The sequence below is a fragment of the Sphingomonas sp. genome (genome assembly GCF_035490575.1).
Taxonomy (GTDB): domain Bacteria; phylum Pseudomonadota; class Alphaproteobacteria; order Sphingomonadales; family Sphingomonadaceae; genus Sphingomonas.
Window position 1 is genome coordinate 1 of the sequence record NZ_DATJLI010000132.1, and the last position, 14,409, is coordinate 14,409.

Here is a 14,409-nt window from a genome sequence, read left to right on the forward strand (position 1 = left end):
TCGATGTCGATATCCTCAACCTCGGGCAGCACCGCGACGGTCGCCGCCGAGGTGTGGATGCGCCCGCCGCTTTCGGTCACGGGCACGCGCTGCACGCGGTGCACGCCGCTTTCGAACTTCAGCCGCGCGAACACGCCTGTGCCTTCGACGCTGGCGATCACTTCCTTGAAGCCGCCCGCCTCCGACGCGCTGGCGGAGATCAGCTCGACGCGCCAGCCCCGGCTGTCGGCATAACGCTGATACATGCGGAACAGGTCGCCGGCGAACAGCGCCGCTTCGTCGCCGCCGGTTCCGGCGCGGATTTCCAGCATTGCCGGGCGCACATCGGCGGCATCGCGCGGCAGCAGCGCCAGCGCCAGCGTGCGCTCGGCGCGCTCCAGCGCGGCCTTGTTCTGGTGCAGTTCCTCGGCCGCCATCTGGCGCAGTTCGTCGTCGCCGTCCTGCGTCATGTGTTGCAGCGACTTGCCCTCGGCGCGCAGCCGTCGGACCTCGCCCGCGGCCTGCGCCACCGGCTCCAGCTCGGCATATTCCTTGGATATCGCGACGAAGCGATCCGATGGCAGGTCGCCGGTCGCCATCATCGCCTGCAATTCGTCGCGCCGCGCCTCGATCGCGGCGATGCGCTCGGCCGAGATGCGCGTCATGCGTCGGCCAGCCCCGCCGCGCCACGCAGTTGCAGGACGAGCAGGTCCAGCTCGGATCGGTCGATCGGCGATTCGGGCATCACCGTCACATGCATCCGCTGTGCCGGATCGTCACTGGCGCGCAGATAGACCAGCGCATCGACCCCGGCCTTGCGCGCCTGTTCGGCCCGCTTCTTGGGATTGGATTTGTAGCCGGTGAACACCTCGACATTGCTGCCGCGAAGCGTGCGGGCCAGTTGCAGCGCGCGCGCCTCTTCGCTGGCGGCGTCGGCGATGATCGCGACGATCGGCTTCTCGCGCATCGGCAATTCGGTCAGCATCGCCAGCCGTTCGATTCCCGCGGCCCAACCCACGCCAGGCGTCGGCGCGCCGCCCAGGCTTTCGATCAGCCCGTCATAACGCCCGCCTGCCAGCACGGTCCCCTGCGCGCCCAGCCGGTCGGTGACGAATTCGAACGCGGTGTGGCGATAATAATCCAGCCCGCGCACCAGGCGGCTGTTGCGCGTCCATGGCACGCCCGCCGCGTCCAGCCCGGCGGTGACGGCAGCGAAGAAATCGCCGGCCGGAGCGGTCAGATAGCGGTCGATATCGGGCGCGGCATCGGCGATCGGGCGGTCGCGAGGGTCCTTTGAATCGAGGATGCGAAGCGGGTTCTTGTCCAGCCGCGTCAGGCTGTCCTCCGACAGGTCGCCGCGATGCGCCTCGAAATGCTCGACCAATGCGGCGCGCCATGCCTCCCGCGTCGCGGCATCGCCCAGCGTGTTGAGCTGAAGCGTCACGCCATCGGCGATACCCAGCTCACGCAGCAACTGATCGGCAAAGGCGAGCAGTTCGATATCGGCCGCAGGTTCGGGAGCGCCCAGCACTTCGGCGTCGATCTGATGAAACTGGCGATAGCGCCCCTTTTGCGGACGTTCATAGCGAAAGACCGGACCGTGGGTCGCGACTTTCATCGGCGCGAATTGCTGCCACCCCTCGTTCAGCCAGGCGCGGGCGATACCGGCAGTGAACTCAGGGCGCAGCGTCAGCGAATCGCCACCGCGATCCTCGAACGAATACATTTCCTTGGACACGACATCGGTCGTCTCGCCCAGCGAGCGGGCGAACACCGCCGTCGGTTCGAACACGGGCAGCTCGACCCGCCCGAAACAATAGAGCCGCCGCACCCGGTCGAACGCATCGACCACGCGCTGGAAACGGCGCTGTTCGTCGCCGAAAATGTCCTGCGTGCCGCGCACGCGCTTTGGGGTTTCGATCCGCGCCATAAGGGGCGGCTATCTAAGCCAAGGTCGCGCGTTGCGCCAGATAGCGCTTCAGGCGGGTTGCCGTGCCGTCCAGGCACGGATCGCGGCTTTCACTTCGCCCGGCATTTCCCACGGCACGAAATGCCCTGCTTCCTCGATCCGCTCGACCGTCAGGTCGCTGACCAGCGCCGCCAGTCCGTCGAGTTGCACGGGCAGCAGCGCCTTGTCCCGCATCCCCCAGATGACGAGCGTCGGCGGCCGAATCGGCGGGAACGGCGCGTCGAGCCAGGCGGGGCGTGCGGGCTGCTCATCCATCGCCGGCACCTGTATCGCGCTGGCGCGATACCAGTTCAGCATCGCGGTCAGCGTCCCCGGCTGCGACCATTCGCCCAGATAGGCCGCCTTTTCCGGCGCGATCAGCGCGGCATCGACATGCGTTGCGAAGCTGGTGTCGAAAAAACGCGACAGGCCCATCGCCTCGATCCGCGCTTCAAGGCCGGGGTCGCGAAAGGCACGGATATACTGGCTGGCCGCGCGCTGGGCGGGATCGTCGAACAGGCTGCGCTGGAAGATCAGCGGGTGCGGCGCGTTCACGATCACCAGCCGCGCGATCCGTTCGGGGTGCCTGAGCGCCGCCAGCCACGCGACCGCCCCGCCCCAGTCATGCGCGACCAGCGTGAAGCGCGCCGCGCCGAAATGATCGGCCAGCGCGATCAGATCGGCCACCGCGCGGTCGGGGGCATAGGCCGCCACCCCCTCCGGCTTGTCCGACCGCGCAAAGCCGCGCTGGTCGGGCGCGATACAGAAATGGTCGCGAGCGAACTCGGCCAGTTGATGCCGCCATGTCCGGTGCGATTCGGGAAAGCCGTGCAGGAAGATCATCGCCGGCGAACCCGCATCGCCCGCGGTCGCCACGTCGAGCGAAACCCCGGCCGAAAGCGGCACGCGGATCATGGATAGCTGACGGTATTGGGCACTTCGGGAATGGGAATCCATTCCTTCTCGTCGCCGGGCACCCTGGGGAAAAGGCCCGCTTTCCATGCTTCCTTGGCCTCGTTGATGCGTTCGCGGCGCGACGAGACGAAGTTCCACCAGACATGGCGCGGGCTGGTGAACGCCTCACCGCCGCACAGCATCACCCGCGCGCCGCGTTCGGAGCGCAGCGTCGCCAGCAGGCCGGGACGCAGCACATAGAGGATGAGCGGCTCCAGCGTCATGCCGTCGATGCTGGCATCGCCGTCGGCGACATACAGCGCGCGCTCGTCCGCCGCCGGCTCGATCGGCACCGCGCCGCCTGCGTCCAGCATGATGTCGGCATAGATGGTCTGGGCATAGGTGGTGGTTGGCGCCGATTGTCCCCACAGATCGCCCATGATGATGCGCGCGCGGACGCCCCTGTCCTCGATCACCGGCAACGCCGCCTTTTCAACGTGCTGAAAGGCGGGGTCGGTCTCCTCATCCTTTTCGGGCAGCGCCAGCCAGGTCTGGATGCCGAACAGCGCCGGTCCTTTCGCCCGTTCGTCGCCGGGGGAGCGTTCGGAATGGACGATGCCGTGCCCGGCGGTCATCAGATTGACCGCCCCCGGCTCGATCACCAGATCGGTGCCCAGCGAATCGCGGTGGCCGATCGCGCCGCGAAACAGATAGGTCACGGTCGCCAGGTTGATGTGCGGATGCGGCCGCACGTCGATGCCGGCGCCCGGCGGCATGTCCGCCGGTCCCATCTGGTCGAAGAACAGGAACGGTCCCACCATCGTGCGCGGCCGCGACGGCAGCGTGCGATGCACCTTGAAGCCGCCCAGATCATGCGTCGTGGGCAGGATTTCCTGCAGGATCAGATCGTCGCGTGTCATTCGCTGTCCAGTTCGGGATAGTGGCGGAAGAGGCCGTCCTGATTGAACGCGATGCGGCGACCGCTGTCCAGATAGGCGCGGATACCCGGCAGCGCCGCGACATTCCGGTGCAGCGCGGTCAGGCGCGGATAGTCCTGCTCGATCGCCGCCATCCGGCGCGGAAACATATACCGCAGCCCCTCGACCAGCTGGAACAGCGAGCAATCGGCATAGGTCCAGCGATGGTCGATCAGCCAGTCGCCCGGATTGGCCGCCACGGCATCCTCGAAATGACCGAGAAACTTCGGCAGGCGTTCGGCGCGGAACTGCGCGGCGGCACGTGCCGCCTCGGCCCGCTGGTCGTCATAATAGGCGCCGCCATCGACCGGATGATGGACATTATGTGCTTCCGCCACGCAATCGGCGATCGTCAGTTGAAGCTGGTTCAGCCACAGCCGGTCGGCCATCGCCGCCGGCGCCAGGTGATGCCGCTCGCCCAGATATTGCAGGATATTGGCGACCTGCGCGATGACGATACCGTCCAGCTCCAGATAGGGCGGCGCAAAGGGCGTGCGGCCGCTGCGCGCGTTCAGGTCGGCCAGCAGCGCCTCGTCCCCCTGCTCACGCGCCATGTCGCGATATTCGATGCCCGCCGCTTCCAGCGGCAGGCGGACGAATTCGCCGCGCCCCTGCAGGCCCGACCAATACCACAGCTTGTAGGCCATCACGCCTCTCCCGGCGCGCGGGCGCGGATGCGGAGCGCATGGATGCGAGTGGCCAGCAGATCGGCGAGCGCCCGGTTGACCAGCCGCTGTCGCGCGACGCGGTTCAGCCCGGCAAAGGCCGTGCTTTCGACCTCGACCGCGAAATGCGTCTCGCCCGTGCCGTCGTCGCCCATATGGCCGGCATGTTCATGGCTTTCGTTCTCGACCGTGAGCGCAGTCGGTGACAGGGCGTCGGTCAGCCGTTCGGCGATCAGGTCGACGACGGATTGGTCATGGGCAGGGCGGGGCGTGGTGGCGGAGTCGGTCATCGCCCCTATATCTGGCGTTTTTCACGCTTCAGGAACCCTCTTCGTGCCGCGCGCCGACCGCAAAGACCGCCCGAATGCCCGTTTCCATGGTCGTATTGAGGCCGAGGGGCGAGTGTGCGCCGTGCCCGGCTGCGACGAACCGGGGGAGTTCCGGGCGCCCGGCGGCGCGCGATCGGGCTTTGACGGACCGGGCGACTATCGCTGGATGTGCCTGGACCATGTGCGCGCGTTCAATGCCGGCTATAACTATTTCGCCGGCATGAGCGTGGACGAGATCAACAATGCCCAGCGCCCCTATGCCGGATGGGAGCGCGAAACCCGCGCCTTTGCCGCCAACGGCGCCGATCGCCCGCCGCGCTGGGCTGATTTCAGCGACCCGATGGACGCCATCGGGGCGCGGTTCCGCGACCGCATGGCCGCCGAGCGTGAGCGCGCCGATGGCCGCCCGCTGTCGGGGCGCGACCGGGAGGCGTTGCGGACGCTCGGCCTTGCGACCGATGCCGACCGCCGGGCGCTGCGCCAGCGTTATGCGGCGCTGGTCCGCCAGCTTCACCCCGACCACAATGGCGGCGACCGGTCGAACGAGACGCGGCTGCAAGCCGTAGTGGAGGCGTATCAGCACCTTAAAAAGGCGCCCGCCTTCGCCTAGCTAGCGCCGTGGCCCGACCAGGCCGAAACGCACGCCGGCCGGATCGGCGGCCACGACCGAAAAATCGCCGCCGGGAATCGGGTCCGGTCCCTGCACGACGCGCCCGCCAGCGCTCCCGATCCGGGCTGCCGCGGCATCGATATCGTCCACCAGGAAATAGGGCTGCCAGCCGCCCGGCCAGTCAGGCTGCGCGGTCATCGACGCGCCGATGCAGGTATCGCCGGCATGGACGAAGCGATATTCGCCCAGATCGCCCATCGGCATCCCGCCTTCGTGCCGCAGGCCCAGCACACCGCCGTAGAACGCCATCGCCGCATCAGGATCGGCGGCGGTAAGTTCGTTCCACACGCCGTGGCCCGGCTGGACGCTGCCGGGTCCGGCATAAGCCTGAAACGCACGGCTCGGCTCGTCCGGCTCGCCGCGCATCAGATAGAATGCATGGCCCTGTGGATCGGTGGCCATCGCCATGCGGCCGACGCCGGGCATCGTCATGGGCGGCATATGCACCGCTCCGCCCGCCGCCGTCACCTTCGCTGCCGCCGCGTCGACGTCATCAACGCCGAAATAGATCAGCCAGGTTGCAGGCGGCATCGCTTCCGCCCGGCGCATCAGGCCCGCGACATGGGCATCGTCGCCGGCGCCGAGCAAGCGATAGTCGATGCCCGGCGTCCCCGAATCCTGCGCGCCCCAGCCAAGGATGCTGCCATAAAAACGCTGCGCCGCGTCGGGATCATCGGCAATCAGTTCATACCAGACCGGAATGCCATGCGGATTGCGGGCCATGTCGGTGATCTCCCCTCGCTCAGCGATCGACCAGCGGCGTGAAGCCGCCAAAGATCATGCGTTTGCCGTCGAACGGCGCGTCCTGTCCGGTCATGCGCGGGTCGGCCATGATCTTTTCCCAGCCGGCGTCGCGCGTCGCCTTGTCAGGCCATTCGATCCAGCCAAAGGCGGCCGTTTCGCCATTCTGTCGGTGGATCGCGCGGTTGAAGTCGGTGAGCGTGCCGTCACGCACATCATCGGCGAACGCATCGGCCACGCGCGATGCGCCATGTTCAAGGAACACCGGTCCCGTCGCTGCGGCAAAGCGGGCATAGGCATCGCGCCCGTCGGCGCGCACCGGCATCACCACGCCGTCGATATAACCGCACGCGCCGCCCGATCCGTCGACATGCACGCTGTCGAACCCGCCCCACACCATGCGCTTGCCGTCAAAGGGCATTTCGGCGCTCATCCCGGCCATCTGGGGATCATTTTCCATGCGCTGGTTCGCGGCGTCGCGCACCGCCTTGTCGGGATATTCGATCCAGCTGAACACCACCGTTTCATCCTCGCCCGCCTGCACCGCGCCATACAGGTCATTGACCTCGCCGCGCGGCACATCGTCGCCCCAGCCCTCGACCAGCCGGGTGGCGCCGAATTCTTGAAAGACCGGCGCGGCGCGCTCGGCATGTTCGCGATACCGGTCCTTGTTCGCGGTCGGCACCGCGACCAGAAATCCCTCGACATAGGTCATTGCATCACTCCTTCTGCCAGGTTCAGCCCTGTTGGTGGAGGCGTTGTGCCACTACTTCCAATTGTGCGGCGACTTGTCCCCAGCCGTCATGAAAACCCATCGCCTCATGCTGCTGCATCGCGTCCGCGCTCCAGTGGCGGGCGGTGGCGCGATAGAGCGTGCCGCCTTCACCATCGTCGGCAAAGGTCGTGACGGCGACCATGAACGGCGCCTGCGGCACCCATCCGGGGGCAAAGGCGTCGGTGACGACGACGCGCTCCCCCGGCACCGCTTCCAGCACGACGCCCAGCATCGTCATGTCCTCTCCCTCCGGGCCGACCATGCGGACATGGCTGCGGCCGCCGGGGCGCAGGTCATACTCGACTTCCGGCGCCTGCCATGGCGGGGGGCAGAACCATTCGGTGGCATGATCGCGCCACGCCCGCCACACGGCCTCGCGCGGCACCGCCATGCGGCGTTCAACGGTGAGTTCGAAGGGTCCATCGCTCATTGACTGCTCCTCGCGGTTGCCTGTGGCGCATTGGCGCCGTCGAAATCAGCAAGCTGAGCCGCCATCGCGGCCCGGAAAGCGGGCCGGGCCATGCCGCGCTCGACATAAGCGGCCAGCACCTGCCGGTCGCCGAGCATCGGTGTGCGTTCGAACTCGCGAAGCACGGTTATCATCGCGATGTCGGCAATACTGAACGTCCCCGCCAGCCAGTCGCGATCGCCGAGCGCGGTCTGCAATCGGTCCAGCCGCTGGCCGGTCTCCCGCGCAAGGCCGGGGCGGCGCAACCGCGCCCATTCCTCGTCCCGCGCGAAGATCGAGACATTGGCCTGTTCGATCGCCCATGGCTCGACCGAATTGAAAGCCGCGAACAACCAGCAGATCACGCGATCGCGCGCCGCCGGGTCGCGCGGCAACAGCCGGTCGTCCTTCTCGCCCAGGTGCAACAGGATCGCGCCGCTTTCGAACAGGATGCGCCCGTCCGCCTCGACCACCGGCACCTGGCCCCAGGGCTGGTCGTCATAATACCAACCCGGCCGCTCGCGCGCGCTGATGAGGCGGATGGCATAGGGCAGGCCGATCTCCTCGCACGCCCAGCGCGGGCGCAGGTCGCGCACGAACCCGCGCGCGAAGTCGGGCACCCAGTCAAAGGCGGTGATGGTCAGCGCCGCATGGGAATCGACAGCCATGGTCAGGCCTTCGCCCCGGCGGCCGCAGCCTCGATCGCGGCGATGTCGATCCGGCGCATCGTCATCATTGCGGTCATCGCGCGCGCGGCAACAACCCCGTCGGCATCACCCACCAGATCGAGCAGGCGGCGCGGCGTCACCTGCCAGTTGACCCCCCAGCGGTCCTTGCACCAGCCACAGGCGCTCTCCTTCCCGCCATTGCCGACGATCGCATCCCACAACCGGTCGGTTTCGGCCTGGTCATCGGTTCGGATGACGAAGCTCACCGCCTCGGTCTGCGGAAAGACGGGTCCGCCGTTCAGCCCCATGAAACGCTGGCCGGCCAGCTCGAACTCGACCATCATCACGTCACCCGCCCGGTTTCCAGGCGTGTCGAGGGGGGCACGCGTCACCTTTGCGATCCGGCTGTCTGGCAGCAGCGTCACATAGAATTCGGCCGCGCCCAGTGCGTCGCCGTCATACCAGATGCACGGTGTGATCCTGTCCATCGATCGTCTCCTCTTCCCCGGTCTTTTCAGGCGAACGGCCCGGCGCCCGCGATCGTGGCGGAAAGGGCAAGCGCCGTGGCGGTCGCCAGGAAAGCGGCGATAGCGATGGCCAGGGTGGTCCGAATCGACACCGATCGGCTGACAAACATCCTTTCCGCCATCCATCCGCTCCCTGCCGATTCGCTCGACATTGACGGTGGTGCCGACGATGGTTATCAAAAGCAACCATGAAGTTAGAAAAAAGAACCAAAAGCGGTGAGCCGAGCGACAAGCGGTGGTATGACGATGCGTGCGGCACCGCGCTGGCGCTGGAATTTGTCGGTGAGCGCTGGTCGCTGCTGGTGATGCGCGAGCTGGCTTACGGTCCCCGGCGGTTCGGGGAAATCCGCGCGAACCTGCCCGGCATCAGCGCCAATGTGCTGACCCAGCGCCTGAACGGACTGGAAGCGGCGGATATCCTCACGCGGCAGCGGCTGGCGTCGCCCGCCAATGTCCAGGTCTATGAACTGACGCCGTGGGGGCATGAGGCACAGGTCGTCATGCGCGCGCTGGGCCGCTGGGCCGCGCGATCGCCGCGCCACGATCCGTTCCTGTTCATGTCGCCGGCATCGGCGATGATGTCGCTCCAGACGCTGGGCGATGCCGCCGCCGCGCGGCAGGCAATGTGCGTCGCCTTCCGCTTCCCCGACGACAGCTTTGTCGTGCGTGTCGGCGATGGCCGGATCGACGTGGCGCGCGGCACCGTGGCCGACCCGCACCTGACCTTTACCGGCGACACCATGGCGATGCGCGTCACCATATACGGCAAACGCCCGCCCGGCAGCGAGGGCGCGTTGGCGATGACCGGCAACCCCGCCATCGCCGCCGCGTTCATCGACCTGTTCCGACTGCCGGACAAGGCCACCTGACGTTGGCCGGTTTGCGTCGGCGCGCGCAGCGCCTATGTGACCGGCATCTCCGATCCGCTTCCAAGGCCCGAGCGCGCATGAACGACCTGCCCAATATCCAGCCCGACAGCCGCCAGACGACGCTGCTCGACGCGCCTGACAAGACGGTCAGCGTGCGCGACGTGTTCGGCATCGACATCGACATGCAGGTGCCCGCGTTCAGCGAAGCCGACGAACGCGTGCCCGATCTCGATCCGGCCTATGTGTTCGACGCCGACACCACCCTCGCGGTGCTGGCGGGATTCGCGCATAATCGGCGCGTGATGATCCAGGGCTATCACGGCACCGGCAAATCGTCGCACATCGAACAGGTGGCGGCGCGGCTGAACTGGCCGTGCATCCGCATCAACCTCGACGCGCATATCAGCCGCATCGACCTGATCGGGCGCGACGCCATCGTGCTCAAGGACGGACAGCAGGTGACGGAGTTCCGCGAGGGGTTGCTTCCCTGGGCGCTCCAGACGCCGACCGCTTTGGTGTTCGACGAATATGACGCCGGGCGCCCCGACGTGATGTTCGTCATCCAGCGCGTGCTGGAGGCGGAGGGCAAGCTGACACTGCTCGACCAGAACCGCGTCATCCGCCCCAACCCCTGGTTTCGCCTGTTCGCCACCGCCAACACCGTGGGCCTGGGCGACACGTCGGGCCTGTATCACGGCACGCAGCAGATCAATCAGGGCCAGATGGACCGCTGGAACGTGGTCGTCACGCTCAACTATCTGCCCGCCGCGACCGAGGCGCAGATCGTGCTCGCCAAGTCGGGCGAATATGACAAACCCGGCGGCAAGGAAGCGGTCGAGAACATGGTGCGCGTGGCCGAGCTGACGCGGCGGGGATTCATCAACGGCGACATCTCGACCGTCATGTCGCCCCGCACCGTCATCACCTGGGCGCAGAATGCACTGATCTTCGGCGATGTCGGCTTCGCCTTCCGCCTGTCGTTCCTGAACAAGTGCGACGAGGCGGAGCGTGCGCTGGTCGCGGAATATTATCAGCGCGTGTTCGGCAAGGACCTGCCCGAAAGCGTCGCGAAAAAGGCGTCCTGATGGAAATCGGGCGGCGTCCCGCCGGGGAACGCCGCCCGATCCTTCTTTAGTTCAGTGTCAGCACCACGACCGAAGCCGCCGGCAGCGTGACCGACAGGCCCTGCGGCCCGACAGTCGCGCCGTTGAACGGCTGTGGCCGAACCGTATCGGGCGCATCGAAGGTGTTATGCGCGTTCACCTGCGGCGCGGTCAGCACCATGCCCGTCGCGCCGGTCGCCTGCATCCCCTGAATGGCGGTGCTGACGGTGGCGGGGCGATTGGGGTCGGTATTGACCAGCGCGACATGCACCCGGCCGTCGGTGCCGCGCGCGGCCGTCGCGCTGACGGTCGGGGCGGCCCACTGGTCCTTGCTATACCAGGTCGATTTCACGTCCATCGGCAGGAATGTCGCGTCCTGGAACGGCTTGTACATGTGATAGACGTGATAGGTCGGCGTCAGGACCATGCGCGGCCCGTCGGTCAGGATCATCGCCTGCAGCACGTTCACCATCTGGGCGATGTTGGTCATCCGCACCCGGTCGGCATGACGAGTGAAGATGTTGATGTTCAGCGCCGCCAGGATCGCGTCGCGCATCGTGTTCTGCTGATACAGAAAGCCCGGATTGGTGCCCGGTTCGACGTCGAACCACGTGCCCCATTCGTCGACCGCCAGGTTCACCCGCTTTTCGGGGTCATATTTGTCCATCACCGCCGAATGCTTGGTGACCAGCTCGTCCATCAGCAGCGTCTTTTCGATGGTGCGGGCGTAATCGACTTCCTCGAACTGGGTGGCCGATCCCTTTTTCGTCCAGTTGTCGGTGATGGTGTAGTAATGGACGCCGACGCCATCGACCAGCTTGCCGGCCTCGCGCATCATCACGTCAGTCCAGTCGTAATTGGTGTCGCTGGCGCCGCTGGCGATCTTGTCGATCTTGGTCCCGGCGGGCACCTTGATGAAGGTCGCGAACCGCTTGGTCACGTCGGCGGCATATTCGGCGCGCATATTGCCGCCACAGCCCCACAATTCATTGCCGATGCCGAAAAAGGGCAGCTTCCACGGTTCCTTGCGGCCGTTCTTGGCGCGCAGGTCGGCCAGGCTGCCGGCGGGCGCGGTCATATATTCGACCCATTCGGCCATTTCAGTCGGCGTGCCGTTGCCGACATTGCCCGAGACATAGGCTTCGGCGCCGATCAATTCGGCAAAGTTCATGAATTCATGCGTGCCGAACGAATTGTCCTCGGTCACCCCGCCCCAGTTGGTGTTGACCTTGGTCGGGCGGTCCTTGCGCGGGCCGATGCCTTCACGCCAGTGATATTCGTCGGCGAAGCAACCGCCGGGCCAGCGCACGACCGGCACCTTCAACTCCTTGAGCGCGGCGACGACGTCGTTGCGATAACCGCGCGTATTGGGAATGTTCGACCCCGTCCCGACCCAGATGCCGCCATAGATGCCGCTGCCCAGATGCTCGGCGAACTGGCTGAAGATGCGGCGATCGATCTTCGCGCCTGGCCGGTCGGCATGGAGCACGGCATTGGCGCCCGGCGCCTGTGGTGCGGCCAGCTCTGGCGCAGGTGCGGGCGCGGCCTGTTGCGCGACGGTCGCGACCGGCGTCATCGCGGTTGCAGCCACCAGCAGCGCGATCGCGCGGCAGGAACGAGACAGCATGGCATTCCCCTTCTCAGTTACGGTTCCGACCGGCGATTTCCGGTGGCGGGCGACCGATCCGGGCGCATGTCCGACGCGCCTGAGCCGGCGTGCCTGCTACTCCCCCGATCGGCGTCCGTTGCACCGGACCGCTTATTACTCTGATTAATTCGGTCCTAAGCCGCCTTCCGGATCGCGTCAATCACATCGGATATCGTGTTTTGCCGGCCCCTCGCCCCTCGGCCGGGTTGGAGCCGGCGCGTCGCTTTGGTAGGACGATCCGGCAATGGCCACCCAAACCCCGATCGACCAGCTGCGCGACGTGCTTGCCGGCGCCGCCCGCGCCATTTCCCGCGACGCCGATGTCGAACTGGCGTTCACCGCCGATGCGCCGGTCCAGTCGGGACGAAACCTGAAAGTGCCGATGCCCAGCCGCGCATTGCCCGCCGATCAGGTGGCGGAGGCACGCGGTTTCACCGATTCGTTCGCGCTTCGCCTGCGCCTGCACGACGCCGCGCTCCATGCACGCGGCGCGCCGGTCGAACCCGTGGCGCGCGCCGTCCATGACGCGGTGGAAACCGCCCGGATCGAGGCGCTGGGCGGCCGCGGCTTTTCGGGGATCGCGGACAATCTGGACGCCAGCCTGGGCGCCCGGATGCGCTCGGACCCGATCGCGCGGGCGCGGACCCGCGACGAAGTGCCGCTGTCGACCGCCGTTCAGCTGATGGTGCGCGAACGGCTGACCGGAAAGCCCGCGCCCGAAGCGGCGGCAGGCGGTCTGGCGCTGGTGTCCGACTGGATCGAGGAAAAGGCCGGGGCCGAGCTGGACGCGCTGGCGCTGACGATCGACGATCAGGCCGCGTTCGCGAAACGGGTCGCCACGCTGCTCGAGGATCTGGAGCTGACCGAGGGCCAGATCGAGCCGGATGACGCCGATGACGGCGGCGACGACGCCGATGACGGCGAGGATGAAGGGCAGGACGACGATCAGGGCGACGACGACCAGTCAGGTCAGGGCGATGCCGAAATGGAAGCCCGCGGCGAGGAACGCCAGAGCGACGATCAACAGGGCGAAGGCGACGAACGCGACGATTCGGGCGACCCGCAGGACGATATGGAGGGCGAGGACGGCGACGATGGCGGCGACGGCATGTTGCCCGTGCGCCCCAATCGTCCCACCGGCGACCTGCCGCCGCAATTCGACTACAGGACCTATACCACCCGTTTCGATGAAGTCGTATCGGCGACCGACCTTTGCGATCCTGAGGAACTCGACCGGCTGCGTGCCTATCTGGACCAGCAGCTTGTCCACCTGCAGGGCGTCGTCACCAAACTCGCCAACCGCCTGCAGCGGCGGTTGATGGCGCAACAGTCCCGGTCATGGGATTTCGATCAGGACGAAGGGCTGCTCGATGCCGCGCGGCTGGCGCGCGTGGTGGTCAATCCCATGCAGTCCTTGTCCTACAAAATCGAACGCGACACCGATTTCCGCGATACGGTCGTCACGCTGCTCATCGACAATAGCGGCTCGATGCGCGGCCGCCCGATCTCGATCGCGGCGATCAGCGCCGACATTCTGGCGCGCACGCTGGAACGTTGCGGCGTCAAGGCCGAGGTGCTGGGCTTCACCACCCGCGCGTGGAAGGGCGGTCAGGCGCGCGACGCCTGGCTGGCACAGGGCCGCCCGCTGGCCCCGGGCCGCCTGAACGACCTGCGCCACATCGTCTACAAGGAAGCCGACGAGCCGTGGCGGCGCGCCAAGAAGTCGCTGGGCCTTATGATGCGCGAAGGGCTGCTCAAGGAAAATATCGACGGCGAGGCGCTGCTCTGGGCGCACAGCCGCCTGATCGCCCGGCCGGAGGAGCGCAAGATCCTGATGGTCATCTCGGATGGCGCGCCGGTTGATGATTCGACGCTCAGCGTCAATTCGGGCAGCTATCTGGAACGTCATCTGCGGCAGGTCATCGGCTGGATCGAGGGGCGCTCCCCTGTCGAGCTGGTGGCGATCGGCATCGGCCATGACGTGACGCGCTATTATCGCAATGCCGTGACGATCGTCGATGCCGACGAGCTTGCCGGTGCCATGACCGAGCAGCTGGCAGAGCTCTTTGCCGACAAGACTGCGGGCGGCGCTGCCTCCCGGGGTGCTGGACGCGGCCGCATGCGTCGCGCCGGCTGAGGGTCCTTCTTGAAGCGGTCATGTCTTCTTC

At 66.9% G+C, this 14,409-nt stretch carries 17 protein-coding genes; 5 read left to right on the plus strand and 12 right to left on the minus strand.

The window, feature by feature from the left end:
* The 6 genes from VL973_RS09900 to VL973_RS09925 form a co-directional block, all read right to left on the minus strand.
* Window positions 1-644 (minus strand): PCRF domain-containing protein (locus tag VL973_RS09900; RefSeq protein ID WP_325283857.1); only part of this gene is annotated, 644 nt, incomplete at its 3' end.
* A complete protein-coding gene (hisS, locus tag VL973_RS09905; RefSeq protein WP_325283858.1) occupies window positions 641-1,909 on the minus strand; it encodes a histidine--tRNA ligase in 1,269 nt (422 codons plus the stop codon). The genes hisS and VL973_RS09900, both read right to left, overlap by 4 nt.
* Window positions 1,910-1,957: 48 nt before the next feature.
* Window positions 1,958-2,842, minus strand: a complete 885-nt coding sequence (locus VL973_RS09910) for an alpha/beta fold hydrolase (RefSeq protein ID WP_325283859.1) — start codon at window positions 2,840-2,842, stop codon at window positions 1,958-1,960.
* Window positions 2,839-3,741, minus strand: coding sequence for a pirin family protein (locus VL973_RS09915; protein ID WP_325283860.1), 903 nt, complete (start codon window positions 3,739-3,741; stop codon window positions 2,839-2,841). Before VL973_RS09915 ends, VL973_RS09910 begins: the two co-directional genes overlap by 4 nt.
* The gene (locus VL973_RS09920; RefSeq protein ID WP_325283861.1) at window positions 3,738-4,445 is read right to left on the minus strand and encodes a glutathione S-transferase; all 708 of its coding nucleotides are present in this window, start codon (window positions 4,443-4,445) and stop codon (window positions 3,738-3,740) included. Before VL973_RS09920 ends, VL973_RS09915 begins: the two co-directional genes overlap by 4 nt.
* Complete coding sequence (locus VL973_RS09925; RefSeq protein WP_325283862.1) at window positions 4,445-4,753, minus strand: BolA family protein; 309 nt, start codon at window positions 4,751-4,753, stop codon at window positions 4,445-4,447. Before VL973_RS09925 ends, VL973_RS09920 begins: the two co-directional genes overlap by 1 nt.
* Before the next feature lie 43 nt (window positions 4,754-4,796).
* On the opposite strand from VL973_RS09925, the gene VL973_RS09930 reads away from it, so the two are divergent.
* The gene (locus tag VL973_RS09930; RefSeq protein ID WP_325283863.1) at window positions 4,797-5,402 is read left to right on the plus strand and encodes a J domain-containing protein; all 606 of its coding nucleotides are present in this window, start codon (window positions 4,797-4,799) and stop codon (window positions 5,400-5,402) included.
* On the opposite strand, the gene VL973_RS09935 is transcribed toward VL973_RS09930, so the two are convergent.
* From VL973_RS09935 to VL973_RS09960, 5 genes are read right to left on the minus strand one after another with little or no spacing between them, the layout of a single operon-like run.
* Entirely contained in the window at window positions 5,403-6,185 is a 783-nt protein-coding gene (locus VL973_RS09935; RefSeq protein WP_325283864.1) for a VOC family protein, read from the minus strand. It lies immediately after the preceding gene.
* A 19-nt stretch (window positions 6,186-6,204) separates the two neighbouring features.
* Window positions 6,205-6,918 carry a DUF1428 domain-containing protein gene (locus tag VL973_RS14310; RefSeq protein ID WP_414712233.1) on the minus strand — a complete coding sequence of 238 codons (714 nt, stop codon included), beginning with the start codon at window positions 6,916-6,918 and terminating at the stop codon, window positions 6,205-6,207.
* Window positions 6,919-6,940: 22 nt separating this feature from the next.
* The gene (locus tag VL973_RS09950) at window positions 6,941-7,408 is read right to left on the minus strand and encodes an SRPBCC family protein (RefSeq protein ID WP_325283865.1); all 468 of its coding nucleotides are present in this window, start codon (window positions 7,406-7,408) and stop codon (window positions 6,941-6,943) included.
* Entirely contained in the window at window positions 7,405-8,094 is a 690-nt protein-coding gene (locus tag VL973_RS09955) for a glutathione S-transferase family protein (protein WP_325283866.1), read from the minus strand. The genes VL973_RS09950 and VL973_RS09955 overlap by 4 nt, the downstream gene beginning before the upstream one ends.
* Window positions 8,095-8,096: 2 nt before the next feature.
* A complete protein-coding gene (locus VL973_RS09960) occupies window positions 8,097-8,582 on the minus strand; it encodes a VOC family protein (RefSeq protein ID WP_325283867.1) in 486 nt (161 codons plus the stop codon).
* 75 nt (window positions 8,583-8,657) lie between these two features.
* Here VL973_RS09960 and VL973_RS09965 point away from each other — a divergent pair, with 75 nt between their 5' ends.
* The 3 genes from VL973_RS09965 (at window position 8,658) to cobS (ending at window position 10,575) form a co-directional block, all read left to right on the plus strand.
* Window positions 8,658-8,813, plus strand: coding sequence for a hypothetical protein (locus VL973_RS09965; RefSeq protein WP_325283868.1), 156 nt, complete (start codon window positions 8,658-8,660; stop codon window positions 8,811-8,813).
* Entirely contained in the window at window positions 8,810-9,490 is a 681-nt protein-coding gene (locus VL973_RS09970) for a winged helix-turn-helix transcriptional regulator (protein ID WP_325283869.1), read from the plus strand. Before VL973_RS09965 ends, VL973_RS09970 begins: the two co-directional genes overlap by 4 nt.
* A gap of 77 nt (window positions 9,491-9,567) precedes the next feature.
* Window positions 9,568-10,575: a cobaltochelatase subunit CobS gene (gene cobS, locus VL973_RS09975; RefSeq protein WP_325283870.1), complete on the plus strand. Its 1,008-nt coding sequence runs from the start codon at window positions 9,568-9,570 to the stop codon at window positions 10,573-10,575.
* Between the two features lie 46 nt (window positions 10,576-10,621).
* Here the strand turns inward: cobS and VL973_RS09980 are convergent, their stop codons facing one another.
* Window positions 10,622-12,220 (minus strand): alpha-N-arabinofuranosidase, encoded by a 1,599-nt coding sequence (locus VL973_RS09980; protein ID WP_325283871.1) that lies wholly within the window; start codon window positions 12,218-12,220, stop codon window positions 10,622-10,624.
* A 265-nt stretch (window positions 12,221-12,485) separates the two neighbouring features.
* On the opposite strand from VL973_RS09980, the gene cobT reads away from it, so the two are divergent.
* Complete coding sequence (gene cobT / locus VL973_RS09985) at window positions 12,486-14,378, plus strand: cobaltochelatase subunit CobT (RefSeq protein ID WP_325283872.1); 1,893 nt, start codon at window positions 12,486-12,488, stop codon at window positions 14,376-14,378.
* The last annotated feature ends 31 nt before the right edge of the window (window positions 14,379-14,409 follow it).